Genomic DNA, 23,878 nt, shown 5'->3' with positions numbered 1-23,878 from the left:
CTTACGTGGTCTGCCCCTGGCGTTCGAGAGGCGGCTGGTCTTGCGGGACGTCCGTCAAGGGGCGCGGAGGACGGGTGAGGTGGCGGCTGGACGCCCAGACGGCGAGGGCGCAGGTGGCGAAGGCCGCGCCGAGGACGCTGGAGCCCGTCCAGCCGAAGGCGGCGAACGTGGTGGTCGTGGCGGTGGCGCCGAGGGCGGAGCCGAGCGAGTAGAAGATCATGTAGCCGCCGACGACGCTGCTGGTGCGGTCCGCGTGGGCCGTGGTGAGCAGGTGCTGGTTGCTGACGTGCACGGCCTGCACGGCGAAGTCGAGCACCACCACACCGAGGACGATGAGCCACAGCGACCAGGACGCCTGCGCGATGGCCAGCCACGAGACGGTGAGGAGCACGAGCGCTCCGCCGGTGACGGTGCTCGCGAACCCGGCGTCGGCCCACCGTCCGGATCGCGCGGCGCCGAGCGCGCCGACCAGGCCCGCGAGGCCGAACAGGCCGATCTGCGCCGTGCTCAGGTGCCACGGGGCGTTCGCGAGGGGGAGCGCCAGGCCGCTCCACAGAGTGCCGAAGGACGCGAACAGGAAGAACGCGATCAGCCCGCGCGTGACGAACAGCCGTTCGCGGAACAGTCCGCCCATCGACGTCAGCACCTGCCGGTACGTGGGGTGTTCGGTGCGCCGGTCGGCGGGCAGCACTCGCAGGACGAGGCCCGCCAGAGCCACCAGGATCACGGCGAGCGCGACGTACACGCTGCGCCAACCCCACACCGCGGCCAGGCCGCCCGCCGCGACGCGCGCTCCCAGGATGCCGATGACGACACCGGAGGTCACCACGCCGAGCGTCCGGCCGCGTTCCTCGGGGGTGGACAGGGCCGCCGCGTAGGCGACCGTCGTCTGCACGACGACCGCGAACAGTCCCGCGACGGCCAGCCCGACGAGCAGCACCCATGTCCGGGAGGCCGCCGCCGCGAGCACAGCCCCCACCGCGGTCAGCAGGAGGTGTCCCGCGATGAGCTTGCGGCGGTCCAGCATGTCGCCCAAGGGGACGAGGACGGCCAGGCCGGCCAGGTAGCCGAGCTGTGCCGCCGCGACGATCCATCCCAGGCGGGCGTCCGGCACCCCCAGGTCCTCGCGGATCTGGGCGAGGACGGGCTGCGAGGCGTAGAGGCTCGCGACGGCTACCGCGCAGACGGCGGCGAACAACATCCTTCGGGCAGGGGTGGTCCCCATCCGCCCTCCTCAAATTAGTAGCAAATTGCAACCGTTTCGACCGTACGGCAGAATGGTTTCAATCAGCAACTCTTCGGGAGGCGTGATGACCCGGACCGGGACCGGCGTCGAGAGCCGCGCGGCGATCGGCGCCGAGGACGTGCCCTGGACCGACCCGTCCTGCCCGGTGGCGCGGACCCTCGATCTGGTCGGCGACCGCTGGAGCCTGCTCATCGTCCGGGACGCCATGGACGGTGCGCGCGCGTTCACCGACTTCCAGCAGCGCACCGGCATCGCGCGCAACATCCTCACCGACCGGCTACGCCGCCTGGTCGAACGCGGCGTCCTCGACCGGCAGGCCGCCCCCTCGGGCAAGCGGCAGCTCTACACGCTCACCCCGGCCGGACGCGACCTGTTCACCGTCGTCGTCGCCCTGCGCCAGTGGGGCGAACGACATGCCTTCGCCCCGGGCGAAGAGCACTCCGTCCTCGTCGACGAGCACGATCGTCCGCTTGCGGAGCTGCGGCCGGTCGACTCCAGCGGAACCGTCGCCGACGCCGACACGACCACCGTGCGCAAGGTCGGCTGACGGCGCGGACGGGCTCAACGCGAAACGCCGACGGCGACCGATGTGAGCTCGGTCGCCGTCGGCTCGACAGATGGAGATCTGCGGCAGGCCCTCCCGGTCCGACGGGTACGACCGCGAGGGCCTGCCCGCGTCGCCAACTCGCTGCGCGGCATGTCGGTCCGTGCCGCGATGAGTTCCGGGGACGACGACATCCTGCGCACCGTCACCGGCCGCGACGACCTCCGGCGGATGTGATGGGACGGATCTACGCCTACGCGAGGGTCTCCACCCACGACCAGAACCCCCAGCTCCAGCTCGACGCCCTGGAGGCCGGCGGCTACGACGAACTGGTCTCCGAGAAGGAGTCCGGCAAGCGCGGGGGGCGCGTCCCGAATGGGAGGCGCTGCTCCCGCGCCCCCAGGCCGGGGACACGCTAAGGCGTCGGAGCGTAATCAAGACCTACGTGGTGCGGGAACGGAGGCCGACCAGGGCGTGAGGTCGAGTTCCGGATACCGCAAGGCCATGTCGGCCAGCGTCTGCGGCGTCCAGTAGGAATGTCCTGGCGGGGGGAATCCGAATGTCTGGAGTTGGCGAGGGGTGGCGCGGTGGACGAACTCGACCCATTCGCGTTCGAAGCTGCGCGCTGCCCACCCCACACGCTGCCCCCACGAGAGACTGGACGGGCGGAAGCCCAGGTGCATGCTGTAGCGGGCGCCGCGAGGTGCGGTCAGTTGGGTGCCTCGGTGGAAGGTGCCGGCCTCGAAGGCGATGACCGTTCCGGCGGGCCCGGCACCGGAGACCTCGGCCCCGTACATCTGTGGGCTGCCGCTGTCGTCGTTGAATCGCCAGGCGCTGTGCTGTCCCGGCCGCAGGAACCAGTTCGGGACGGCGGGGATGTCGGCGGTGTGCTGGCGTGAGAGGAGATGCGGCGGTCCGAGTTCCTCGGGGACGTCGGCCAGGAAGACGAACATCTCCACTTGTAGACAGCCCGGTGCCGTGCTGGGGACCAGCACGGTGTGGTTGAGGTAGTCGCGGTGCAGGTCCTGGTCGTAGTCGCAGGCACCGGTGTACTTCGCCCAGGCCTCGGCCGTGTAGATGTGGACGTCGCTGTCGTCCAGCAGCGCCTGGGCGAGTGCCAGGATGCGATGGTGCACCGCCAGCAGGCTGATCTCGGTGCTGGCGAACGGGAAGGTGTCGATCCCGGCGAACTCGTCGCCGATGAAGCGTCCGCGGCGCGGGTCGGTGCCGTCATGGAAGCCCTCGGCGGAGGGAAACAGCAGGCCCAGGTCGCTCACCGCTGCCGTCAGCTCCTCAGCGGGGATGAACCCGGGAAGGATCACGAAGCCATCGGCCCGCCAGTCCCGCGTCGCGCCCTCAAGGTCCATCCACCCAGGATCATCCGGGCGAGCAACCACGGACATCAGTTTTCGCGCGTACGGCTCGCCCCCGGCCCGCCAAGCGGAACAAGCCGAACCGCACATCGCTACCTGGCGGCTGGGGACACGTTTGGGAGCGGAGGGCCTTGTCGGGGCTCAAGCCCCATCATCCTTGCGCAGACCAGCCTGAATCTCACGGCCCGTGATCGCATCACACGGAGTGCGCCAGAACCCCGCCCGCGACGCGGTGATGGTCACCTGGCTGTCGGACACGCCCCTGCGCGTGAGCAGATGGGCATGCACCTGACGGGCCTGCCATCTTCGCGACAACGGGACCGGTCGGGATCACGGATCCGGTACGTCGTCCGGATTGTCGTACAGGCCCCCGGCGTACCGCTCCAGTGCCGCACGGAGTCGCGCCGGGTTCACCTCCTGCGAGTTTCCCTTCGTGGGGCCGTAGATGACGTGGCTGCCGTCCGCCCGTAGTTCGACGTCGTGCGCGGTCCGCCACTTCGTGGTGGGCGTACGCGTGGAGCGGAACTGGGCGACGAGCGCGGCCTTACTGCCATCCTCCTCCACCGCGATGCCTTCGAGAGTGTCCCAGCGGACCGTGAGCTGGTGAACCTTGTTGCGGGTGACGACGAGCTTCTCGCCGTCCACCGTGAGGCTGTCGGGGGTGCCGAGGAAGCCGATCAGGGCGCCTAAGAACCCACCCGCGAGGACGCCGATCACGGTGACCGCCACGATCTTCCCGCCGGTGCTCTCGCTACCTGGGACGCCCGAGATGATCTGGTCCGCGTTGCCGGTCACCGCGAAGAGCACGCCGAGCACGGCGAAAGCCACGGAGAGGATCTGAGCACCGGTGCCCGCTGCGGTCTTGGTCCGGAACCACCTGCTGTTGGTGATCGTGGTGTTGCCGGACGGAACCGTGGGCGATGCCGTTTCCTGCTCCCACTCCTGCTCCCATTCCTCTCGCCGTTCCTTGTCCTTCCGGTTCTCCCTGTCCTCCAGCCTCGGGACCCAGTCCCGTCTCGACGGCCCCGCCGGCTCGTGTTCCCGCACCTCCTCCGGCTCCAGCGTCGGCGCGACCGGGGAGTTGGCCTGCGGGACAGTGGCGGAGGCGGACAACGACGCCCGGGCAGAACGGTCGGCGACGGCCTGCAGGACCTCCCGCGCCCGGGCCGCCGTGGCAGGCCGTTCGGCGGGCGCTTTGGCCAGCAACTGCTGAAGCAGGTCGTCGAGTTCGGAGGGTACGTTCGGGCATGCTTCGCGCACGTGGGGCGGGGCGCTGTTGAGGTGCTGGTGCATCAGCGCGGCCGCGGTCGGCCCGGGGAAAGGCGGCGTGCCCGTCAGGAGGGTGTGCAGGGTGACGCCGAAGGCGTACAGGTCGGTAGCCGCGGTGAGCTGCTCGCCGAGCCACTGCTCGGGGGCCATGAACGCGGGGGTGCCGAGCACGCTGCCGGTCGCGGTGAGGTGGGTGGTGGCCTCGGCGTAGCGCGCGATGCCGAAGTCGCAGATCTTCACCCCACCGCCCGGTAGGCGCATCAGGTTGGCGGGTTTCATGTCGCGGTGCACCACACCACGGCTGTGTGCATGGTCGAGCGCATCGGCGACCCGGGCCATCAGGTCCACCGCGAGGGCGAGGGGCACGCCATCGGGGTGCTCGGCCAGCAGGGCGTTGAAGTCCTGGCCGTCCAGCAGTTCCATCACGAAATAGGGGCGACCATCATGCTCACCGACGTCGTGCACCACGGTGATGCCAGCGTGCTGGAGTGCGGCCGCGGTGCGCGCCTCGCGCCACAGCCGGACGATCAGGTCCGGGTCGGCTGTCAGCTCGGCGAGCACTATCTTGATCGCGACCGAGCGTCTCAGATCACTATCCTGCGCGGCCCACACCTCGCCCATGCCCCCGCGTCCCAGGCGCCGGTCCAGCCGGTACCGCCCGCTGACCACCACACCCGATTCCATCTCGGTACCCCTTCTCCCGCGCCCTGTTGGTGCCAGGCCACCCGTACCCGCGGCACCGCCCTGCGGGAACCATCGCACGTACGAGAGCGATCACGTCGTCCCGCGCCACGATGGTTGCAGGAAACCGGCGGGCGCCCAAGGCTCCCCGCCTTACAGCTCGTTCAGAATTAGCGTGTGGGGTCGGCGCCTGGCGTCAGCCCAGCGAGTGTGACCGTGGTGGTTTTCTTGGGTGGCTTCTGCTGTCGCTCATGTACGGCACGCATGGACGTGGCCGGCGGCGGGTTCATCGACGGAAGACCGTGCGATCGCGCCCATCAACCGGCGGCCTGGCCGGAGGCCCCCACCGCCTCGCCAATCTGCCTCCAGGAGTAGCGGCGCTCGCCCCGGCGGGCGGTCACCACCAGCTCGCGAGTGACAAGGTCCAGTTCGGAAGCGAGCCATCGGGCCGTGGCGAGCCGGGCCAGGACCCGATCACCCGGGAAGGCTCGGGTCTCGGCCACCGCTCGCGCAGGAAGCGGCGCAAGGCAGTCCGGACGTGACCTGCGGTCATAGGCTTACGCGGCGACGAGGCCATGCTCCATTGAAGCCTAAGTTTCAGCACTTCAGGCGCCGATCCTGGGCAAGTGCACAGCTTCGGCGCCCCCCAACTCGCCCCGCCGAACCCGCGACAGGCCCCAACACCCGCACGACCGCGTCATCGCGGGCCTGCCACATCCTCAAAAAACGTGACGCATCGACTTGCACTACATGTTGGGCAGGTCTCCAGGCCGCTGACCTGCTGGCTCAGCCATACATGCTTGCCAGCGAGTTGGCGACGCGGGCCATCGAGACCGAAAGCGCGACGGCCCACCCCTGGTTTCTGCACTCAGCCTCCTCCCGGGCCGGTGGTTCCCCGGTGGCCGCTGGGTGCCAGCGCGTCGCCGCCTCCGGCCACAGCGGGCGGCCTGCTCACCGGCGCCCTCGAGAGCATGCGCCTGCCCTTCTGACCGGCGTTTCCCGGCAGCGCGGGCGTGTCATCGACGGGTCCGCACCCGGCGGGAGAACGGCCAGTGGCGGCCAGAGGCCCGGCAAGGCCCTCCCTCGTCACCGGCCGTTCTCCCGCGGTAAGACCGCTGGTACGACGAAGCGCGGCCTGCGACGACGCACGCCGTTGCCGGCCTCCGGGGTTGCCTGGCAGAGTCCCCGCTCTGTCCCGTTCACGCCACGACTTCGCGCAGCTCAACGCCTTGGGGTCCGCCCCGCCCCGGCGGACCCCGCGTGGGCCGACCGGCGACCGGCCAGCCCACGCGGGAGCGACTACCAGAGCGCCGGAGCGCGGCCGGGAATCGTCACCCGCCGGTGCCCGGGTAGAAGTCCTCCTTGGCCGGCGCGAACCCGCCGGTGCCCGGGTAGTAGTCGTCCTTGGCCGGGGCGAAGGTGCCGCCGCCCGGGTAGAAGTCGTCCTTGGCCGGGGCGAAGGTGCCGCCGCCCGGGTAGTAGTCGTCCTTCGCCGGCCCGAACCCACCGGTGCTCGGCCAGGGCTCCTCCTTCGGCGGGGCGAACCCGCCGGAGTGCGGCCAGTAGTCGTCGCCCGCCGAGGCGAACCCGCCGGTGTGCGGCCAGAAGTCGTCGCCCGCGTGGGCGGGGGCGGCGGCCAGGCCGAGGCCGACGGTCGCCGCCGCGGCGGCGATGATGACCTTGAGGTGTGCGCGCATGCTTCTCCCTTGCGCCGGATGCCGGATGCGGGGCGCACGGCCAGGGACGGCCGCCCAGACCCAGCCTCGGAGGCGGAAAATTGTCTGGCAACCCCACCCACCAACGCCAGGCAAAAGCGGATCGGGGCGGTCACCGCCTTGCATGCCGCTCCGGGTGACACCCTCACCCTGATGGCCGCAACCGGGCCCGGTGTCCGGGGCGGCTGGGGCTACCTCGACCTCAGCACCGGCCACATCGGCCCAGCCCCACCCGCGAGCGACGCCTTCCAGCGCGCCTGGCGATCCCTCAACCCACATCTCACCTAACCGACGATCGGCCCGCGAGGAAGTCGTACTGACCGTTCCGATCCTGCCCGCTGGCCTAAGGCAGCCAGGCCCGGCCGAGGCACCGTTGGTAGGCGGCCGGTGGGCTACGCCTCGGTGGTGGGGTTGTGGATGGGGTGTTGGCCCGTCTTGGGGTCGGTGCGGGCGGCCGAGGCAGCTGACGGGTTCGTTGGCGATGGGTGGGTGCTGGGTGCGCATGGCCTCGGTGGTGGGGGGCAGCCCGGTGCGGCGTTCAAGGCGAGGGCGGGGGTGCCGAGCCGGTCTTCCATGCCTTTGCGGTTGCGCTGGGGGAGCTGGCGGTGGTTGCCGAGGGTGATCTGGTGGGCGGGGTGGTGGCGGGCTTCCTGGATCGTTGAGTTGGGTGCCGGGCATGCGGCGGTAGCCGTCGTCGGAAATGAATTCGAAGGGCATGCCCCCGGAACGTACGGGCCCTCACCAGGGCAAACCCGCCCCGTCATCCAACCGAAACGAACATCGGCTCCCTACCGCCAGTTTCTGCGCTCATCCTCCTCGCGGGCCTGGACGCGTCCAGCCGGAACCGACAGGACCGCGGCGATCGAGGCGGGGGTGTCGAACTTGCGCATCGTTCCCTCCTCGCGGCTCGTCGTTTCTGACAGTGCAAACGCTACGTTGCTTTCCGATTTCAAGCAACAATATCGTTGCGACTGATATCTATTTCCGCAGGTCACAACTTGAAATCGTTGCAATGATCGTGCACGTAATGCAACGTTCTCTCTATCGATCGTTGCATTGGATCAGAGGTGGGCGCTAGGATGGACGCGTCGGAGTCCATCGAGACGCAGCACGAGGGAGAAACCGGATGCCCGGAGGCAGGCTCACCCAGCAGGAACGCCAGCAGATCGCGCTGGGGCTGGCCGACGGGCTCGCCTACGCCGAGATCGCCCGCCGTCTCGACCGTCCGACCTCGACCGTCACGCGCGAGGTGATGCGGAACGGCGGCCCCACCGGCTACCGCGCCGACCTGGCCCAGCACGCCACCCAGCAACGCACCCAGCGGCGCAGGCCCGCCTCGTCCCGGCGGGCGGACTCGGGCCCCCTGCCGCACGGACGGGACGCCGACGCCGTCCAGGAGTTCGAGGAGCGGCTCTCCACCGTCCTCATGATCTCGGGCCTGCCGAAGATGATGGCCCGCGTGCTGGCCAGCCTCTACACCACCGACTCCGGCAGCCTCACCGCCGCCGAACTCTCCCAGCGGCTCCAGGTCAGCCCGGCGTCGGTCTCCAAGGCGATCACCTTCCTCGAAGGACTGGACCTCATCCGCCGCGAACGCGACGAACGCCGCCGCGAGCGCTACGTCGTCGACGACGACCTCTGGTACCAGTCGATGGTCCGCAGCGCCCGGTCCAACGACCAGTTCGTCGAGGCCGCGCGGGAGGGCGCCGCCGTCCTCGGCCCCGGCAGCCCGGCCGCCGTCCGCCTCGAGAACGCCGCCCGCTTCCTCGACTTCATCCACGAGAGCCTCCTGCGCGCCGCCGAACAGGCCCGCGAGGTCCTCTACGTCAGGACCGAACCGGCCTCAGGCGACGTCGAGCCGGATTCGGACGCCGGTTAGCCGCCGTCCCGGATCCGCGCCACGCGAGCCAAGATCGTCTTCGGGATCGTCCCCGTACACTGGCGGGCATGGCATGCCGCATCACCGAACTGGTCCTCGACTGCGTCGACCCCGAAGGGCTCGCCAGGTTCTGGAGTGAGGTCCTCGGCTACGTCGAGATCGAGCGGGAGGACGACGGAAGCATCGCGATCGGGCCGCCCGGCACGGGCTTCGGCGGTCCGCTGCCCGCCCTCGTCCTCAGCCCGACCAGCGACCCGCGGCCCGTGAAGCTCCGCCTGCACCTCGACGTCAGCGCCACCGACCGCGACCAGGACGCCGAGCTGGAGCGGCTCCTCGCCCTCGGCGCCAAGCCCGCCGACGTCGGCCAGACCGGCGACGAGAGCTGGCACGTCCTGGCCGACCCGGAAGGCAACGAGTTCTGCCTCCTGCACACCCGCGTCGAGCCCGTCTGATCCACGCGCGTCCCGCCCGAACGCACCTGGCCGTCCACATCGGCCGGGTGCGATCGGCGTCTGGGCACGCCGCGTCCTTCAACACTCGCCCCCGACTCGCCGGACGAAACGGGGTGGGAAAAACCGGAGGACGGGGCGTGGACGGGTCTGCCAGTCTGACGAGCCGATCTTGAAGGAGGGCTTATGTCGGACGGCGACGAAGCGTCGTATCTCGGTGAGTTCAGCGAGCGTTTGCACAGTGACGACATCGACGTCGTGTGTGATGCGCTGAGCGACTACCAGCAGGCTCAGGCGGACACCAGGTGGGGCGTCGACAACCGCTACTGGCCGCTGAACAACGAGGTGCTCTTCGCCGCCCGCGACCTTCTGGACCGGGCGGCCGTCCTCGACGAGGAGCAGCGGCGGCGGGCGCTCTCGTGGGCTCTCACCATGGTGTGGCATCTCGGCGAGGACGAGGACGCCGACCGGATCGCGGACGTTCTGGACGGCGACCCGGACGACGGGGTGCGGGAGGACGCGCTGCTCGCCGCGTCCACCGCCCTGGAGGACGGCGAGGAACCGAACCCGCGGCTGCTGGCGGCCGTCCGGTCCGTCGCGCTCGACGAGAGCCTGGACGCGCGGGACCGCGGCTCCGCGATCCACGCCCTGGGCGACCTGGACCTGCCGGAGGTGGAGGACCTCCTCATAAGCCTGACCGGCTCCGACAATCTGGAGGTCCAGGTCGAGGCCGCCAGGCGGCTGACAACGCCGAAGAAGGTCCGCGCGCACCGGGATCTCCTCCAACGGCTCGTCGATTCCTGGCCGGAGGACGCGGGCCCGTGGTCCCAGGACGTCCGCGACGCGCTCGTGGGCTTCCACAGCACGTATTGGAAGGACGCCCAGCTGGACGATCCCGTTCTTCGACGCGCCCACGACGAGCTGAGGTTTCCGCTCAGCGACGAGACGTGCCTGGAGGCGTTCGCCACGCTGCTGCACAGCGAGAACCCGGTCGCCGTGGGCATCGCGCTCGACCACTACGAGCATTGGGAGGGCCTGCGGCGCGCCCTGGACGACGAGGATCTCGCCGAGGGCCTTCTGCCCGAGGTGCTGGCGCGAGCCCGTGAGGTGCTGCGCCGTCCGCTCTCGCCCGCCGTGGTGAGCGCGCTGAACACGATCGGCGGCCAGCACGCGGAGCCGGGTGACGCCGGCCCGCTCGTGGACATCCTCAACGAGAACGAGTCCGGTTCCGTCCTGCACGAGGCCATCTGGATGGCGGGCGGGATCCTCGACGACGTGGTCGACGCCCGCCTCGTCGAAGCGATCAGCGGTGTGATCTTCGACCGGCCGTCCGAGCTCTCCGACGCCAAGGAGACCGCGATCCGGATCCTGGCCGACCGGATCGGCGCGGACGCCGACGACATCCTCCTGCGCGCGATCCGCGAGACGGAGCCGAAGGTGCAGGCGCACGCGGTCAACTACCTGATCAGGACGGGGGGCCTTGAACGCCACCCCGCCGTCCTGGAGGAATGGGCGGAACGCTGGGACGAGAACCCTCCGGACCGGTTCCGGGGCCGCAAAGCGGTCGAGTCGGTCTTCGGGAAGCCGCACAGCATCCACTGGGACGGCCACCGGCTGCCGGACCCGGCCCTGCACCGCGCCCACAGGAGACTGCGCCGTCCCACCGTGGACGCGTCGTACCACGAGGCCATGCGCACGATGCTCGAAAGCGGCGACATCGCGGCCGTCGGCATCGCCCTCGACCACTGGTGGGATCCGGAGGCCGCGGTCGCGCGAGGCGGCGAGGAGGCACGGGAACCGGCGCGGGCGCTCGTCCTCGCCCTGGTTCCGGAGATCCTGCGGCAGCCTGAGTCCCCGCCCGAACTCAGCCGGGAGTACGGACCCACCGCCGCCCACCTCACGGCCCTGTCGGCGTTGAGGGTCGCCGCGATGGACGATCTGCCCGTCCTCGCCGAGCTCATCGAGAACGCCGACGACTCGTATCGCCACCATGTCCTCGACGTGGCGCGAGACGCGTTCTGGGCCGGGGACGCATCCCATCCCCGGCTCGTCCAGGCCCTCGGGGACGTCGTGTGCGACGAGGCCGTCCCGATGAACGACCGCGAGCTGGCCATGTATCTGCTGAGGGAGCACCGGAGCGACAACACCGTCGACATGCTTCTCCGCGCGATCCGCTGCCCCGAAGTGGAGATCCAGTCGGCCGCCGCCCTGGCCCTCGCCAAGGACGACACGTTCGAGGAGCACCGGCCGACGATCGAGGCCTTGGCCGCGACCTGGCCCGCCGAGGACGTCCCCACCGAGGTCGAAGAGGTGCGCGAGATGCTCGACGCCCCCGGCGAGGAGTAGCCGAACGCCTTCGCCCGCGCCTCACGGTGCCCGCGCCTCGCGGCGGGCGGGGTGGGCCGGGTGAGCGAGGATGGACGGCATGACCCTGGACCGCTCCAACCTCGCGGACTTCCTCCGCCGTTCCCGCGAGCGGCTCCAGCCGCAGGAGGTCGGCCTGCCCGCCGGACCGCGCCGCCGGACGCCCGGCCTGCGCCGTGAGGAGGTGGCCCAGCTCGCCGGGGTGTCGGCCGACTACGTGATGCGGCTCGAGCAGGCGCGCAGTTCCCAGCCGTCCACCCAGCTCCTGGCCGCGCTCGCCCGGGCCCTGAGGCTGACCGAGGACGAGCGGGACCACCTCTTCCTGCTCGCGGGCCACCGTCCTCCCGAGGGGACGCGCGCCGGGGACCACGTCCGCCCCGGCCTGCTCTACCTGCTCGACCGGCTGGGGGACACCCCGGCCCAGCTCCTCACCGACCTCGGCGACCTGCTCGCGCAGAACGCCCTGGCCGAGGCGCTGTTCGGCTGCGTCTGCACGATCGAGGAACCGGACCGGAACATCGTGTGGCGCTGGTTCACCGACCCGTTCGTGCGCGAGCCGTACTCCGCCGAGGAGCACGACCGGCTCGGCCGCCTGCATGTCGCGGACCTGCGCGCCGCCGCGACCCGCCGTGGCTACGACCGTCCCTCGACCGCCCTGATCGGACGGCTCGAGGCGGCGAGCGAGGAGTTCTCCGTGCTGTGGCGGCTGCACGAGGTCGCCGTCCGCCGCGGCAACCGGATGCGCGTCATGCATCCGTCCGTCGGTCCCATCGAGTTCGACTTCGAGATGCTCCAGACCCAGGCCGCCGACCAGCGACTGCGCCTCTTCACGCCCCCGCCCGGCTCCAGGAGCATCGAGGCCCTCGAACTCCTCCGCGCGATCGGCCCCGCGACCGTCCACCGCAGCCACCGCTGAAAAGGGGCCCTGACCTGATTCGGGGGTAATGATGACCTTGGTCTTGGTTCTTCCGGTGACGAGGGCGGAGACGAATCGGTGGGGGGCCGCCGCTCTCCGTCCCACGTCGCAAGCCGTCCTTGTCCAGGGGGAACAGTCATGTCGCTTCGCCATGTCGCCGCGGGGGTCGTCGCGCTGGGCGCGGTCGCGTCGGTGACGCTGCCCTTGTCGGGGAACGCCTCGGCGCAGGCGCCCGCGCGCCAGGCGCCCGCGGCGAAGGTCCGGGCCGGGCATCCGGTCGACGAGGTCCTGTCGAACGCGTCGCTCGAGCGCGCCAGCAGGGCCGCGGTCCGCTCCGCCGAAGGGCGGGGGCAGCGGGTGACGGTGGTCGTCATGGAGCGGTCCGGCGTCATCCGCCTCGTCGTGCGGATGCGCCAGGCCGGGCCTCAGACCTATGAGTCGGCCAAGCGCAAGGCGTACACGGCCGTGGCCTTTGGGCAGCCGACCAGCGCGCTGGCAGGGAACGCCACCATCCGCCAGATTCCCGGCACGCTCACCCTGGCCGGTGGCGTTCCGGTCAAGCGGAACGGTTTCCCGATCGCGGGAGTCGGCGTCGGCGGCGCGCCGGACGGCCGGATCGACGAGCAGATCGCCAGGGACGTGCGCGACGCCATCAATCGCTGAGAATGTCCCACGGCCCTCCTAGGCTCGGAACATGACGATTCAGCGAATGGACCACGTCGGCGTCATCGTCGAGGATCTCGAGGCCGCTATCGCGTTCTTCGTCGAGCTCGGAATGGAACTCGAGGGCAGGACACCGGTCGAGGGACCGTGGGTCGACCGCGTCAACGGGATCGAGGGCGTCCGCGTCGACATCGCGATGATGCGGACCCCGGACGGCCACAGCAAGGTCGAGCTGACGAGGTTCACCTCACCGACGGCGATCAGCCCCGCACCGGACAACTCGGTGCCGAACACGCTGGGCCTGCGCAGCATCATGTTCGCCGTCGACGACATCGACGACACCATCGCCCGCCTGCGCGGGCACGGCGCGGAGCTCGTCGGCGAGGTGGAACGGTACGAGGACCTCTTCCGGCTCTGCTACCTGCGCGGCCCCGCGAACGTCATCGTCGCGCTGGCCGAGCAGCTCCGCTGACGGCCCGTTCGCCCGGCGTCCTCGGCCCGGCCGCCACGAATTCCTTCGGGCAACGAAAATGGAGGGGGACGATGTCCCCCTCCATTTTCAACCTATAGCGCACCAGGGGGCTTGCGGCAAGACCCGGGGCATGGCGCAGAATCTCCCGCTGAAGCCGGTGCCTGCGAATTCGGGACCAGTGAAATGTGTCCGTCCCGTGGGCGGGCGCGGCGCTGTCCCGTGCTGGGCCGCCGGCCGAACGGCAACCCAGGGAGCAGGGGGATTCATGGTCGACGTGATCATCGTCGGCGGCGGGCCGACCGGCCTGATGCTGGCCGGTGAGCTGCGCCTGCACGGCGTGCGCGTGCTCGTGCTGGAACGGGACGCCGAGCAGCCGCCGAACGTCCGGGCGCTCGGCCTGCACGTGCGCAGCATCGAGGTGATGGACCAGCGCGGCCTGCTGGAGCGGTTCCTGGAGAACGGACGCAAGCATCCGCTCGGCGGCGGTTTCTTCGCGGGCCTCGCCAAGCGGTCGCCCGTGAAGCTCGGCACCGCGCACGGCTACGTCCTCGGCATCCCGCAGCTCGTCACCGAACGCCTGCTGGCCGAACGCGCCGCGGAGCTGGGCGCCGAGGTGCGGCGCGGCTGCGAGCTGGTCGGGCTGAGCCAGGACGGCGACGGCGTGACCGCCGAGCTGGCCGACGGCACGCGGGTGCGCTCGCGCCACCTCGTCGGCTGCGACGGCGGCCGGAGCACGGTGCGCAAGCTGGCCGGCATCGGCTTCCCCGGCGAGCCCGCCGAGAAGGAGACGCTGCTCGGCGAGATGAAGGTGAACGCGGACCCGGCGACGATCAACGCCGCCGTCGCGGAGATCCGCAAGACCGAGCTGTTCTTCTCCGCCATGCCCCTCGGGGACGGGGTGTCCCGCTTCGTCGTGCCCGCCGCGGGCGTGGCCGAGGACGGCGCGGGCCCGCCGACCATCGAGGAGTTCCGGCGGCAGCTGCGGGCCTACGCCGGAACCGACTTCGGCGCCCACTCACCGCACTGGCTGTCCCGGTTCGGCGACGCCACCCGGCAGGCCGAGCGCTACCGCGACGGCCGGGTGCTGCTGGCAGGCGACGCGGCGCACGTCCACCCGCCGATGGGCGGGCAGGGACTCAACCTCGGCGTCCAGGACGCGTTCAATCTCGGCTGGAAGCTCGCGGCCGAGGTCAACGGGTGGGCTCCGGAGGGACTGCTGGACAGCTACGAGGCCGAACGCCATCCGGTGGCCGCCGAGGTGCTGACCAACACCCGCGCGCAGGCCGTCCTGATGGCGAACGCGCCGGGTCCGCTGGCGGTGCGCCGCCTGATGTCGGAGCTGATGGAGTTCGAGGAGGTCAACCGGCACCTGATGGAGAAGGTCACCGCGCTCCACGTCCGCTACGACTTCGGTGAGGGACACGACCTGCTCGGACGGCGGATGCGGGACGTCGAGCTGAAGAGGGGCCGCCTCTACGAACTGACGCGCGGCGGTCGCGGCCTGCTCCTCGACCAGACCGGCCGCCTGTCGGTGGACGGCTGGACGGACCGGGTCGACCACGTCGTCGACGTCAGCGAGCAGCTGGACGTCCCCGCGCTCCTCCTGCGTCCCGACGGCCACGTCGCCTGGATCGGCGACGACCAGCAGAACCTACGCGCCCACCTACCCAAGTGGTTCGGAGCACCATCCGACAGCTGAGCCCCCGGTGAACGCGGGCGGAATGGCTCGCGCTCACCGGCGCATGACGGCCCTCAGTCCTGGTGGAGCGCCTGGGTGAGGTCGGTTTCGTCCCAGATGCGGAGGATGCCGTCGTCTCCGCCGGTGACGAGCACAGGACGGCCGTCCACGGTTGCCGCTTTCATAGCCGTGACGCTGTGGCCGGGGGTAGGGACGTGGCCGACCGTGGTTCCGTCGGCGGCGTCCAAGAGGTGCAGCGAGCTCTCGGTCGGGTTCACCACGAGGGGGCGGCCGTCGACATGGATCACCACCATCAGGTCGTCGGCGCCGTTGAGTTCGACCGGGTCGTACAGCAGGGCCTCGTCAGGGTCGTCGGCGTCGAGGGACCAGGCGTGGAGCATGCATTCCTCGGTCAGTCCGATGATCGCCGTGGTCCGTCCCAGCGAGCAGGCCGCTACGGCCCACACGCGCTCGTCCTCGGCCGGGTAGAAGTTCCCGAGCTCGGTCAGTGTCGCGGCGTCCCACACCGTCACGCCCGACCCGCCCGTGAGGAGGAGGGTTCGGTCGCCGATTTGGGCCGAGGCCAGGCAGAAGAGCGAGCCCACCTCGTCCAGGAGGGTGTCGGTGCCGTCGGGTGACCAGAGGCGCACTTCCTCGGAGTACTGCTGGGCGGTGACGAACCTGTCGTCGAGCGCGACGATGTCGGTGGTGTACGCGCCACAGGAAGGCGTGTGGGCCACGAGTTCGCCACTGTCGACGTTCCACACGGCGGGTTCCTGTTCGTCTCCGCCCGCCGCCAGCAGCAGCCTGCCGTCGGCCGAAAGCGCGGCGACCTTGTCGAGTTCGTTGTGCGCGTCCGGGTATTCGGCGAAGGCCGGGTCCTCACGATGCGCGAAGGCCAGCCGTGGAGTGGTCCACTCCCCGTCGGCGGGTGACCACACGAGGACACCACCCCATCTCTCGGCGCAGACGACCAGTGGTGCACCCGCGTGGTGCACCACCCCGAGGTGGCAGATCGGGGATTCGGCGGGAGACGGCTTGCTCGTGATCATCTGCGGGATCCTAGTGATCCGCCCTCCGCGCCGCCGTGGATATCGTGATCTTGCGCCGTCACCCTCGCGGGACGCGGCATCAGGTGTGCGGGGCGGCGAGGAGGGCCTCGGCGATCTCCGTGCGCGCGTAGAGGACGTAGCGGCCCGTCCGGTGCGCCGAGACGAGCCCGGCGTCGCGCAGCGCGGTGAGGTGCTGGGACGTGCCGCCCGCCGAGAGCCCGGCGCGGAGGGCGAGGTCGCCGGTGGCGGCCGGTTCGTCCAGGAGGACGAGCAGGTGCGCGCGGGAGCGGCCGAGGATCTTCGCGAGCGCGACCGGAGCGTCCCGCTCGGTGTGCTCCCAGAGCGTCCCGACGCCGCGTGCCGGGTAGCGGAGCAGCGGCTGCCAGCCCGGCGCGGTCAGGGAGAAGAGTTTGGGCCAGGTGAACACGGACGGGACGAGCAGCAGCCCGCGTCCGTCCAGCGGAACCGTGCCGGGGGCGCGGCGGGGCACGTTCAGCTGGTCGCCCATCCACGTGACGCCTGGGCTGAGGTCGGCGAAAAGGCGGTGCGCGCCTCCGGACGCGAGCAGTCGCGCGCGGTAAAGGATGTCGCCGTCCAGCAGTGCCCGGACGCGTGGCCAGTAGGGCGCGAGCGCGATGTCCCAGAACTCCGCGACGGTGTCGGCGAGCCGGTCGAGCCCGGCCTTCGGATCGGGGTCAGGCGGGAGGTCGAGGGCCTCGCGGTCCGCGGCGACCCGGTCGTGGGGCTGGAGGCGCAGGGCGGCGAGCTCCAGCTCCAGGTCGGGAGAGGGCGAGGACGGCGGCGGGCACGCGAACGCGGCGATCAGCCGGGGTCCGACCAGCTCCGACAGCGGTTCCAGGCGCGTTCCGGCGGCGGCCAGCCGTGGCCGGACGGTCTCGGCCCACCGGCGGTGCAGCGGGTGTTCGGCCGGGTACTTCAGCGTCCGGACGGCCGCCACGGTCTCCCACAGCGGCGAGATGGCGAACCGGGTGAAGGCCAGGTCGTCGGCGGAGAAGGTCAGTTCGAGCACGCGGATCCCTCCTGGATTCGGTCCAGACTAAATCCGTCGAGGCCGAATGCGGTCGTCGGCGAAGGTTCCGGGCATGACGACCCTCACCCGCGACGTGCGGCGGCCCGTCCTGGCCGACCGGGACTTCCGTTTGCTGTTCACCGCGGCCGCCGCATCCAAGATCAGTACGCAGCTCGGCGCGCTCGCCGTCCCGCTGCTCGCGCAGACCGCCCTGCACGCCGGAGCCGGCCAGGTCGGGCTGCTCGCCGCGCTGAGCACCGCCGCGTTCCTTCTGGTCGGGCTCCCGGCCGGGCCCTGGATCGACCGGATGCGCAAGCGGCGCGTCCTCGTCGTCGCCGACCTCGTCCGGGCCGCGCTGGTCGGGTCCGTCCCGGCCGCCTGGGCGCTCGGCGTGCTCACCCTGCCGCAGCTCTACGCGGTGACGCTGCTCACCGGCGTCGCGACCGTCTTCTTCGACGTCGCGCACCTGAGCCTGCTGCCCGCCCTGGTCGGACGCGACCGCCTGGTGGCCGCCAACTCCGCGCTCGCCGGTCTCAGCACCGTCGCGGACGTCTCGGGACGCGGCGTCGGCGGCTTCGTCGTCCAGGCCCTCGGCGCGCCCTTCGCCGTCCTGGCCGACGCGGTCGGCTACGTGTGGTCAGCATGCTTCCTGCGGAACCTGCGTCCCGCCGAGCCCGACCGGCCCGCCGCGCGGGGCGGGATGGGGGAGGGGCTGCGGTTCGTCCTCGGCCATCCGATCCTGCGTCCGGCGGTGCTGGAGGGCGCGCTCACCAACCTCAGCATCCAGATGTGCCAGGTCGCGTTCCTGGTGCTGTTCACCACCGAACTGCGGTTGCCCGCCGGGGTCCTCGGCCTGTTCCTCGCGGCGGGCGGCGTGGGCGCGTTCCTCGGCTCGGTCGCCGCTCCCGTCCTCGCCCGGCGTCTCGGCGTCGGCCGCGCTCTGTGGCTCGCCGGAATCGCGGTCGCCCCCTTCGCGCCGCTCGCGGCCCTCGTCCAGCACGGCCCGCTGCTCTGGGTGGCGGGACTCGGCTGGACGGTGAGCCTGTTCAAGGTGGGCGTCGACAACGTCCTGCTGGTCAGCTTCCGCCAGCACGTCACCCCGGATGCCATGCTCGGCCGCATGAACGCCACCACCCGCTTCCTCCTCACCGGCGCCCTCGCCCTGGGCGGCGCGCTCGGCGGCCTCGTCGGCCAGTACGCCGGCGTCCACGTCGTCCTCTGGCTCGGAGCCGCCGGACTCACCTTCCGCTGGCTGATCGCCTTCTTCTCCCCGGTCCGCCAAATCTCCTCAATGACCGAGGTCGCCTGACGCCCGCACGGCCGGGTTGTCGGGGGCGGGGGCTAGGTTGCGTCGGCATGGCGAACCTCTACGTGATCGACGACGACTTCGTCCTGCCGGATCGGGGTGACGAGCAGGACGGCCCGGAGAAGGCGGTTCCCGCGGGTGATCCGGACGAGACGGTCCGGCTCTTCCACCGCTACCGGCAGCTGACGGCGGAGATCCTCGGCTTCGAGGACGAGTTCCCCGGACCCGCGAGCGAGGAGGACATCGCCGAGGCCGAGGAGGACCTCGGGTTCGCCCTGCCCCCGGACCTGCGGGCGCTCTACGGCATCGCCGACGGCGAGGGCCACCAGATCAACTCCCTGTTCGACCGCTGGGAGTGGTTCTCCCTCGCCGACCTGGGCGACGAGGACGACGAGTGGCTCGACATCTCGCAGGAGTGGCAGTACGAGCCGTGGCGCCGGACGCTCTTCGACGCCCGTGTCCCGAACGCGGTCCGGCGCTCCGCGCTGCGTCCTGGATGGATCCGGTTCGCGTTCGACACCGGCGGGAACTGGCTCGCCCTGGACATGGACCCGGGCCCGGAGGGCCGCCCCGGGCAGGTCATCGCGGTCGGGGTCGACTTCGGCGACGGACCGGCGTACGTCGCGGACTCGGTGACGACCTTCCTGCGGCGCCTGGTGGAGGCGTTGGAACGCGGCGACCACCGGCAGCACGACCGGAGCCTGTGGATCGAAGCCGACCTGCCGCACGAGCCCGGTGGGCATGGCGTGTACAGCGACGGTCCGCCGTCGCTCGAGCGGGCCGGGCAGGCGGAGCAGGCCGGGCCGCGCGTGCAGGAGGTGCGGGTGACCGAGGTCGAGGACTGCGCGTTCCTGGGCGCGCTGCCCGACGTCCTCTCGCTGACGCTGTCGGGCGAGGGTTCACCCGACCTGGCCCCAGCGGGTGATCGTCCGGTGGAGTACCTGCGGCTGGACGTGGAGTCCGCCGACCTGACCGGCCCCGCGCGGAACCCACAGCTGCGTTCGCTGTCGATCACCTGCACGCGGCCGGTCGACCTGGCCCCGCTGCGCGCGTCGCCGAGCCTGTGGGCGCTGGACATCGCCGGGGCCTCCGTCGCCGACCTCCGGACGGTGGCCCGGCTGAAGGGCCTGCGGTTCCTGGCAGTGACGCTGGAGCAGTGGCGGGAACTGTCGGAACTCGACGATCTGCCGCCACTCGCCGTCGTCGGTGTCCATCCGGACCGTCCCCATCCCGACTCGAGGGACCGGACGAACTGGAAGGTCGTCCATGGTGAACCGCCCACCGAGAGGTGAGGGGCTCACCGGTCAGGGGCGGGGGATGGCGGTGACGTCGTAGGGCGTGGTGGGGGTCGGGGGTGTGTCGAAGCGGGCGTTGGGGAGGTAGAGGCGGGATCCGAACTCGGCGATGGTCGCCGGGACGTCGAACAGGGGCGAGCCGACGCGCTTGACGACGCGGCCGTCCGTCCCGGCCTTGTTCAGGTGCACGACGGTCACCGTGTTGTACCTGTTCTGCACCGCGTAGAGCGTCCGGCCCCTGAGGAGCAGGCCGTCGCCTTCCTTCAGGGATTCGCCGTGCAGGTTCACGCGGTGGGTCGCGCCGGTCCGCTCGACGCGGAACAGGTCGCCGGTGTTGGACTGGACGACGATCAGTGCCCGGCCGTCCGGGGTGGGGGTGATGCCGTTGGCGTTGAAGCCGCTGCCGTACTCGATGTCGCCGGTGAGCGGGATGCGCTCGGCCTTGTCCGGCAGCCGCCCGTCACGCAGGGGCAGCTTGTACAGGACGGGGTTCGTGGAGTCGGTGATCCAGGCCGCGCCTTCGGTGATGGCGATGTCGTTGACGAACGCCGGGCCGCTGGTGAGTCGGTAGGTGGCGAGGGTCCGTCCAGTGCGGGTGTCGATGATCCGGGCGTCGCCGCCAGTGCCGCCCGCGACGAACAGGTGGCCGTACTTGTCGAGCTTCAGGCCGAGGGACGGTGTGCCGGGGCCCTTGCTGAAGACGGTGCCGCGGCCGGTGCGCAGGTCAGCGCGGTAGATGGAGCCGTCGGCCATCGAGCCGACATAGGCGAACGGGCCGGGCCCGGTGGCGATGCCTTCGGGCTGGAATCCGTCCGGAAGTCGGATGTCGGCGGGGAACGGTGCCGTGTCCGCGGCCTGGGCCGGGACGGCCGTCGCGCCGAGCAGACCGAGGACGAGGAGAGCCGAGATCGTCGAGCGTCGCATGATGCGGTGGTCCTTTCAGTTGCAGAAGGCGGGGGCGTGGTCGCGGACGTAGTCGGCGACGTCGCGTGGGGGACGGCCCAGGACCAGCAGGGGCGCCTGCGAGGAGTCCGGGTCCAGCTCTCGGCCGATCAGGTCCAGCAGCGGCTGCGCGAAGTAGTTGCCCGCGGCGGCCAGCCCGGTCGCCACCGCCATGAGCGCCAGCAGCCCGCGCGAAAGACCGCCACCCTCGGGGTGGGAGCTCGTCGTCATGCGTCCAGCCTGGGCCAGCGATGATCAATGAGTCCAACACATGTTTGTCATCGACATCGATCGTGATCCACGATGACTTCGTGGAGCTTCAGCAGATGCGTTACGTCGTCGCCGTCGCCGAGACGGGCACCTTCACCCGCGCCGCCGAGCAGTGCAGGGTCGTGCAGTCCGCGCTCAGCCACCAGATCGCGCGGCTGGAACGGGAGCTCGGCGCCAAGCTGTTCGACCGCACGAGCCGCCGCGTCCGGCTGACCCCGGCCGGTGAGGCGTTCCTGCCCGCGGCGCGGCTGTCCCTGGACGCGGCGGAGCGCGCGAAGGCCGAGGTGGCGGCGGCGTCCGGGGAGGTCCGCGGGCAGATCTCCATCGGCGCCATCCCGACCGTCACGGCGGTGGACCTGCCCGGCGTCCTGGAGCGCTTCCACGCCCGCCATCCGCGGGTGCGGATCAGCCTGCGCTCGGGCGCGAGCGAGGAACTGGCCGAACGCGTGCGCCTCGGCACCCTGGACGTCGCGTTCCTCGGGATTCCGGTGGGCGCGCACCCGAAGGACGTGCACGGACGGGAGCTGGCGCGCGGCGAGCTCGTCGCCGTCGTGGCGTCCGACCACGCGCTCGCGGGCCGGGGCCGCGTGGACCTGCGCGACCTGGCGGACGAGCCGTTCGTCGACTTCCCGCCGGGATCGGCCGCGCGGGCGCAGTCGGACGAGGCGTTCACGGCGGCGCGCGTCCGGCGCGAGGTCGCCTTCGAGATCTCGACCGCGGACTTCATGGCCCGGCTCATCCGGCGGGGCCTCGGCATCGGGCTGATGCCCGCGTCGTTCGTCTCCGAACTGTCCGACCTGGCCGTTCTCCAGATCCGTGACGCCCCCACGCGCATGGAGCACCTCGTGTGGAGCCGATTCCCGCCGTCCCCGGCCACCACGGCCTTCCTCGCCGAGCTCGGCGTCCCGACCACGGACGGCGAGTAGCGCGCCCCTTTCCGAAACCGTGTTCCGGTAAGGACGGGCTAGGGGGTACGGCGCAGGCCCGCGACGAGGAGTTCCACCAGGCGGCGCGCGTCGTAGCGGGGGTCGCCCTCCGCGCCGATGCACAGGTTGCCGACGCCGCGCATGAGCTCGTAGGCGTCGATGTCGGAGCGGATCTCGCCCGCGTCGGCGGCGGCCCGGAGGAGGTCGGTGCACACGGGGACGAGCCGGTCGACGAAGTAGGCGTGCAGGGACTGGAAGGCCGGGTCGTCCGACTGCAGGACGGCGGCCAGGCCGTGCTTGGTGGCGACGAAGTCGACGAACTGGTTGACCCATCGTCCCAGCGCGTCATAGGGGGAGGCGTCGTCGGCCAGCAGGGTCCTGCCGGCCTCGGCGCAGGCCTCGACCTGGTGCCGGTAGACGGCGGTGATCAGGTCCGCGCGCGTGGGGAAGTGGCGGTAGATGGTGGCGACCCCGACGCCCGCCCGGGACGCGATGTCGCGCACGGGCGCCTCGACCCCCGAGGTCACGAACACCGCCGCCGCGGCGTCCAGCAGCGCCTGCTCGTTGCGTCGCGCGTCGGCCCTCTTGCGCGGCGCGGCATTCCCGGGCTCGCCGCTCTTCCCGGGCCCGCCCCCGTCCTGCTCCTCGGTCATCGCACCCTCCCGTTGCTAAACGGAACATGGTTCCGTATATTAATCGGAACACGGTTCCGCTTGCGCCCCATGATGCCAGAGCGGATCTGCGGACCCAAGTCATTCCTCCATCGAAGGAGCACGCGATGCGCTACCGCACCCTCGGACGCACCGGAGTCCAGGTGAGCACGCTGGTGCTCGGCGCGATGAACTTCGGCAGGATCGGCGCCACCGGCCAGGACGAGGCGGACGCCATCGTCGGCGCCGCGCTGGACGCCGGGATCAACCTCATCGACACCGCCGACTTCTACCCCGGCTCCGAGGCGATGGTCGGCAAGGCCATCGCGGGCCGCCGGGACGACGTCGTCCTGGCGACCAAGGCCGCGCTGCCGGTGGACGACGACCGCAACCATCGGGGCGCCTCGCGGCGCTGGCTGGTCACCGAGCTGGACAGCAGCCTGCGCCGCCTCGGCGTCGACCACGTCGACCTCTACCAGATCCACCGCTGGGACCCGTCCACCAGCGACGAGGAGACCCTGTCGGCGCTGACCGACCTGCAGCGGGCCGGGAAGATCCGCTACTTCGGCTCCTCGACCTTCCCCGCCTACCGCATCGTCCAGGCGCAGTGGGCCGCGCGCGAGGCCCGGCTCGGACGGTACGTCACCGAGCAGCCGAGTTACTCGATCCTGCAACGCGGCATCGAGGCCGACGTCCTGCCGGTCACCGAGGAGTACGGGATGGGCGTGCTGGTGTGGAGCCCGCTGGCGTCGGGCTGGCTGTCCGGGGCGGTCCGCGCGGGCCGGGAGATCGCCACGCACCGTTCGACGGTCCTGCCAGATCGGTTCGACCTGTCGGTGCCGTCCAACCAGGTCCGGCTGGACGCGGTCGAGCGGCTCGCGAAGGTCGCCGACGAGGCGGGCCTGACGCTGATCCAGCTCGCGCTCGGGTTCGTCACCGCGCACCCCGGCGTGACCAGCGCGATCATCGGCCCGCGGACGCTCGACCACCTGCACTCGCAGCTCGCCGCCGCCGACACCGTCCTGTCCCCGGACGTGCTCGACGCGATCGACGAGATCGTCCCGCCGGGCGTCGACCTGGCCGCCCACGAGAAGGTCGACACCCGCCCGTCCCTGGTCGACGCGTCCCTGCGCCGCCGCTGACCGGCCTCGGCGTCGC

At 71.2% G+C, this 23,878-nt stretch carries 24 protein-coding genes; 14 read left to right on the top strand and 10 right to left on the bottom strand.

Annotated features, from left to right (window positions below; all coding sequences use genetic code 11):
• Position 1: 1 nt before the first annotated feature.
• Complete coding sequence (locus tag P696_RS43040) at positions 2-1,225, bottom strand: MFS transporter (RefSeq protein ID WP_051466723.1); 1,224 nt, start codon at positions 1,223-1,225, stop codon at positions 2-4.
• Between the two features lie 85 nt (positions 1,226-1,310).
• Between P696_RS43040 and P696_RS0103610 the strand changes: the two genes are divergently transcribed.
• On the top strand, positions 1,311-1,793 hold the full coding sequence (locus tag P696_RS0103610; protein WP_051466722.1) for a winged helix-turn-helix transcriptional regulator: 483 nt from the start codon (positions 1,311-1,313) through the stop codon (positions 1,791-1,793).
• Between the two features lie 233 nt (positions 1,794-2,026).
• A complete protein-coding gene (locus P696_RS0103600) occupies positions 2,027-2,209 on the top strand; it encodes a recombinase family protein (RefSeq protein WP_026411255.1) in 183 nt (60 codons plus the stop codon).
• A gap of 15 nt (positions 2,210-2,224) precedes the next feature.
• Here P696_RS0103600 and P696_RS0103595 read toward each other — a convergent pair whose 3' ends face one another.
• From P696_RS0103595 to P696_RS55640, 4 genes are all read right to left on the bottom strand, one after another.
• Positions 2,225-3,157, bottom strand: coding sequence for a phytanoyl-CoA dioxygenase family protein (locus tag P696_RS0103595; RefSeq protein ID WP_026411254.1), 933 nt, complete (start codon positions 3,155-3,157; stop codon positions 2,225-2,227).
• A gap of 336 nt (positions 3,158-3,493) precedes the next feature.
• Positions 3,494-5,116 (bottom strand): serine/threonine-protein kinase, encoded by a 1,623-nt coding sequence (locus tag P696_RS51995; RefSeq protein ID WP_084336717.1) that lies wholly within the window; start codon positions 5,114-5,116, stop codon positions 3,494-3,496.
• A 314-nt stretch (positions 5,117-5,430) separates the two neighbouring features.
• The gene (locus P696_RS57260; protein WP_026411253.1) at positions 5,431-5,616 is read right to left on the bottom strand and encodes a hypothetical protein; all 186 of its coding nucleotides are present in this window, start codon (positions 5,614-5,616) and stop codon (positions 5,431-5,433) included.
• Positions 5,617-6,444: 828 nt separating this feature from the next.
• Positions 6,445-6,810, bottom strand: a complete 366-nt coding sequence (locus tag P696_RS55640; protein WP_026411252.1) for a ribosomal eL19 family protein — start codon at positions 6,808-6,810, stop codon at positions 6,445-6,447.
• Positions 6,811-6,981: 171 nt separating this feature from the next.
• Here P696_RS55640 and P696_RS58665 point away from each other — a divergent pair, with 171 nt between their 5' ends.
• The 8 genes from P696_RS58665 to rox all read left to right on the top strand — a co-directional run bounded on the left by P696_RS58665 (position 6,982) and on the right by rox (position 15,270).
• Entirely contained in the window at positions 6,982-7,116 is a 135-nt protein-coding gene (locus tag P696_RS58665) for a hypothetical protein (protein ID WP_281174908.1), read from the top strand.
• 838 nt (positions 7,117-7,954) lie between these two features.
• On the top strand, positions 7,955-8,707 hold the full coding sequence (locus tag P696_RS0103570; protein WP_026411251.1) for a GbsR/MarR family transcriptional regulator: 753 nt from the start codon (positions 7,955-7,957) through the stop codon (positions 8,705-8,707).
• A gap of 68 nt (positions 8,708-8,775) precedes the next feature.
• Positions 8,776-9,159, top strand: a complete 384-nt coding sequence (locus P696_RS0103565) for a VOC family protein (RefSeq protein ID WP_026411250.1) — start codon at positions 8,776-8,778, stop codon at positions 9,157-9,159.
• Between the two features lie 183 nt (positions 9,160-9,342).
• On the top strand, positions 9,343-11,502 hold the full coding sequence (locus P696_RS0103560) for a HEAT repeat domain-containing protein (protein ID WP_026411249.1): 2,160 nt from the start codon (positions 9,343-9,345) through the stop codon (positions 11,500-11,502).
• A 79-nt stretch (positions 11,503-11,581) separates the two neighbouring features.
• On the top strand, positions 11,582-12,436 hold the full coding sequence (locus tag P696_RS0103555) for a helix-turn-helix transcriptional regulator (protein WP_026411248.1): 855 nt from the start codon (positions 11,582-11,584) through the stop codon (positions 12,434-12,436).
• Positions 12,437-12,574: 138 nt separating this feature from the next.
• A complete protein-coding gene (locus tag P696_RS43030; RefSeq protein WP_034482796.1) occupies positions 12,575-13,099 on the top strand; it encodes a GlcG/HbpS family heme-binding protein in 525 nt (174 codons plus the stop codon).
• A 46-nt stretch (positions 13,100-13,145) separates the two neighbouring features.
• Complete coding sequence (locus P696_RS0103545) at positions 13,146-13,571, top strand: VOC family protein (RefSeq protein WP_026411247.1); 426 nt, start codon at positions 13,146-13,148, stop codon at positions 13,569-13,571.
• Between the two features lie 265 nt (positions 13,572-13,836).
• Complete coding sequence (gene rox, locus P696_RS0103540; RefSeq protein WP_026411246.1) at positions 13,837-15,270, top strand: rifampin monooxygenase; 1,434 nt, start codon at positions 13,837-13,839, stop codon at positions 15,268-15,270.
• A 53-nt stretch (positions 15,271-15,323) separates the two neighbouring features.
• Here the strand turns inward: rox and P696_RS0103535 are convergent, their stop codons facing one another.
• Together P696_RS0103535 and P696_RS0103530 are read right to left on the bottom strand one after the other, a co-directional pair.
• The gene (locus P696_RS0103535; RefSeq protein WP_157429492.1) at positions 15,324-16,301 is read right to left on the bottom strand and encodes a WD40 repeat domain-containing protein; all 978 of its coding nucleotides are present in this window, start codon (positions 16,299-16,301) and stop codon (positions 15,324-15,326) included.
• Between the two features lie 79 nt (positions 16,302-16,380).
• Positions 16,381-17,331 carry an ArsR/SmtB family transcription factor gene (locus P696_RS0103530; RefSeq protein ID WP_026411244.1) on the bottom strand — a complete coding sequence of 317 codons (951 nt, stop codon included), beginning with the start codon at positions 17,329-17,331 and terminating at the stop codon, positions 16,381-16,383.
• A gap of 73 nt (positions 17,332-17,404) precedes the next feature.
• Between P696_RS0103530 and P696_RS0103525 the strand changes: the two genes are divergently transcribed.
• Positions 17,405-18,640 (top strand): MFS transporter, encoded by a 1,236-nt coding sequence (locus P696_RS0103525; protein ID WP_051466719.1) that lies wholly within the window; start codon positions 17,405-17,407, stop codon positions 18,638-18,640.
• A gap of 47 nt (positions 18,641-18,687) precedes the next feature.
• Positions 18,688-19,929: an SMI1/KNR4 family protein gene (locus P696_RS51990; RefSeq protein WP_026411242.1), complete on the top strand. Its 1,242-nt coding sequence runs from the start codon at positions 18,688-18,690 to the stop codon at positions 19,927-19,929.
• A gap of 12 nt (positions 19,930-19,941) precedes the next feature.
• Here P696_RS51990 and P696_RS0103515 read toward each other — a convergent pair whose 3' ends face one another.
• Both P696_RS0103515 and P696_RS57255 read right to left on the bottom strand, forming a co-directional pair.
• Complete coding sequence (locus tag P696_RS0103515) at positions 19,942-20,856, bottom strand: NHL repeat-containing protein (RefSeq protein ID WP_026411241.1); 915 nt, start codon at positions 20,854-20,856, stop codon at positions 19,942-19,944.
• 15 nt (positions 20,857-20,871) lie between these two features.
• Positions 20,872-21,105, bottom strand: a complete 234-nt coding sequence (locus P696_RS57255; RefSeq protein ID WP_051466717.1) for a hypothetical protein — start codon at positions 21,103-21,105, stop codon at positions 20,872-20,874.
• A gap of 80 nt (positions 21,106-21,185) precedes the next feature.
• Here P696_RS57255 and P696_RS0103505 point away from each other — a divergent pair, with 80 nt between their 5' ends.
• Positions 21,186-22,070 carry a LysR family transcriptional regulator gene (locus P696_RS0103505; RefSeq protein ID WP_026411240.1) on the top strand — a complete coding sequence of 295 codons (885 nt, stop codon included), beginning with the start codon at positions 21,186-21,188 and terminating at the stop codon, positions 22,068-22,070.
• A gap of 38 nt (positions 22,071-22,108) precedes the next feature.
• Here P696_RS0103505 and P696_RS0103500 read toward each other — a convergent pair whose 3' ends face one another.
• The gene (locus P696_RS0103500) at positions 22,109-22,723 is read right to left on the bottom strand and encodes a TetR/AcrR family transcriptional regulator (RefSeq protein ID WP_026411239.1); all 615 of its coding nucleotides are present in this window, start codon (positions 22,721-22,723) and stop codon (positions 22,109-22,111) included.
• Between the two features lie 125 nt (positions 22,724-22,848).
• Between P696_RS0103500 and P696_RS0103495 the strand changes: the two genes are divergently transcribed.
• Complete coding sequence (locus tag P696_RS0103495; RefSeq protein WP_026411238.1) at positions 22,849-23,862, top strand: aldo/keto reductase; 1,014 nt, start codon at positions 22,849-22,851, stop codon at positions 23,860-23,862.
• Positions 23,863-23,878 lie beyond the last annotated feature (16 nt).

It is taken from the genome of Actinomadura oligospora ATCC 43269 (assembly GCF_000518265.1).
Classification (GTDB): domain Bacteria; phylum Actinomycetota; class Actinomycetes; order Streptosporangiales; family Streptosporangiaceae; genus Spirillospora; species Spirillospora oligospora.
This window is presented reverse-complemented; position numbering and strand designations above follow the sequence as displayed.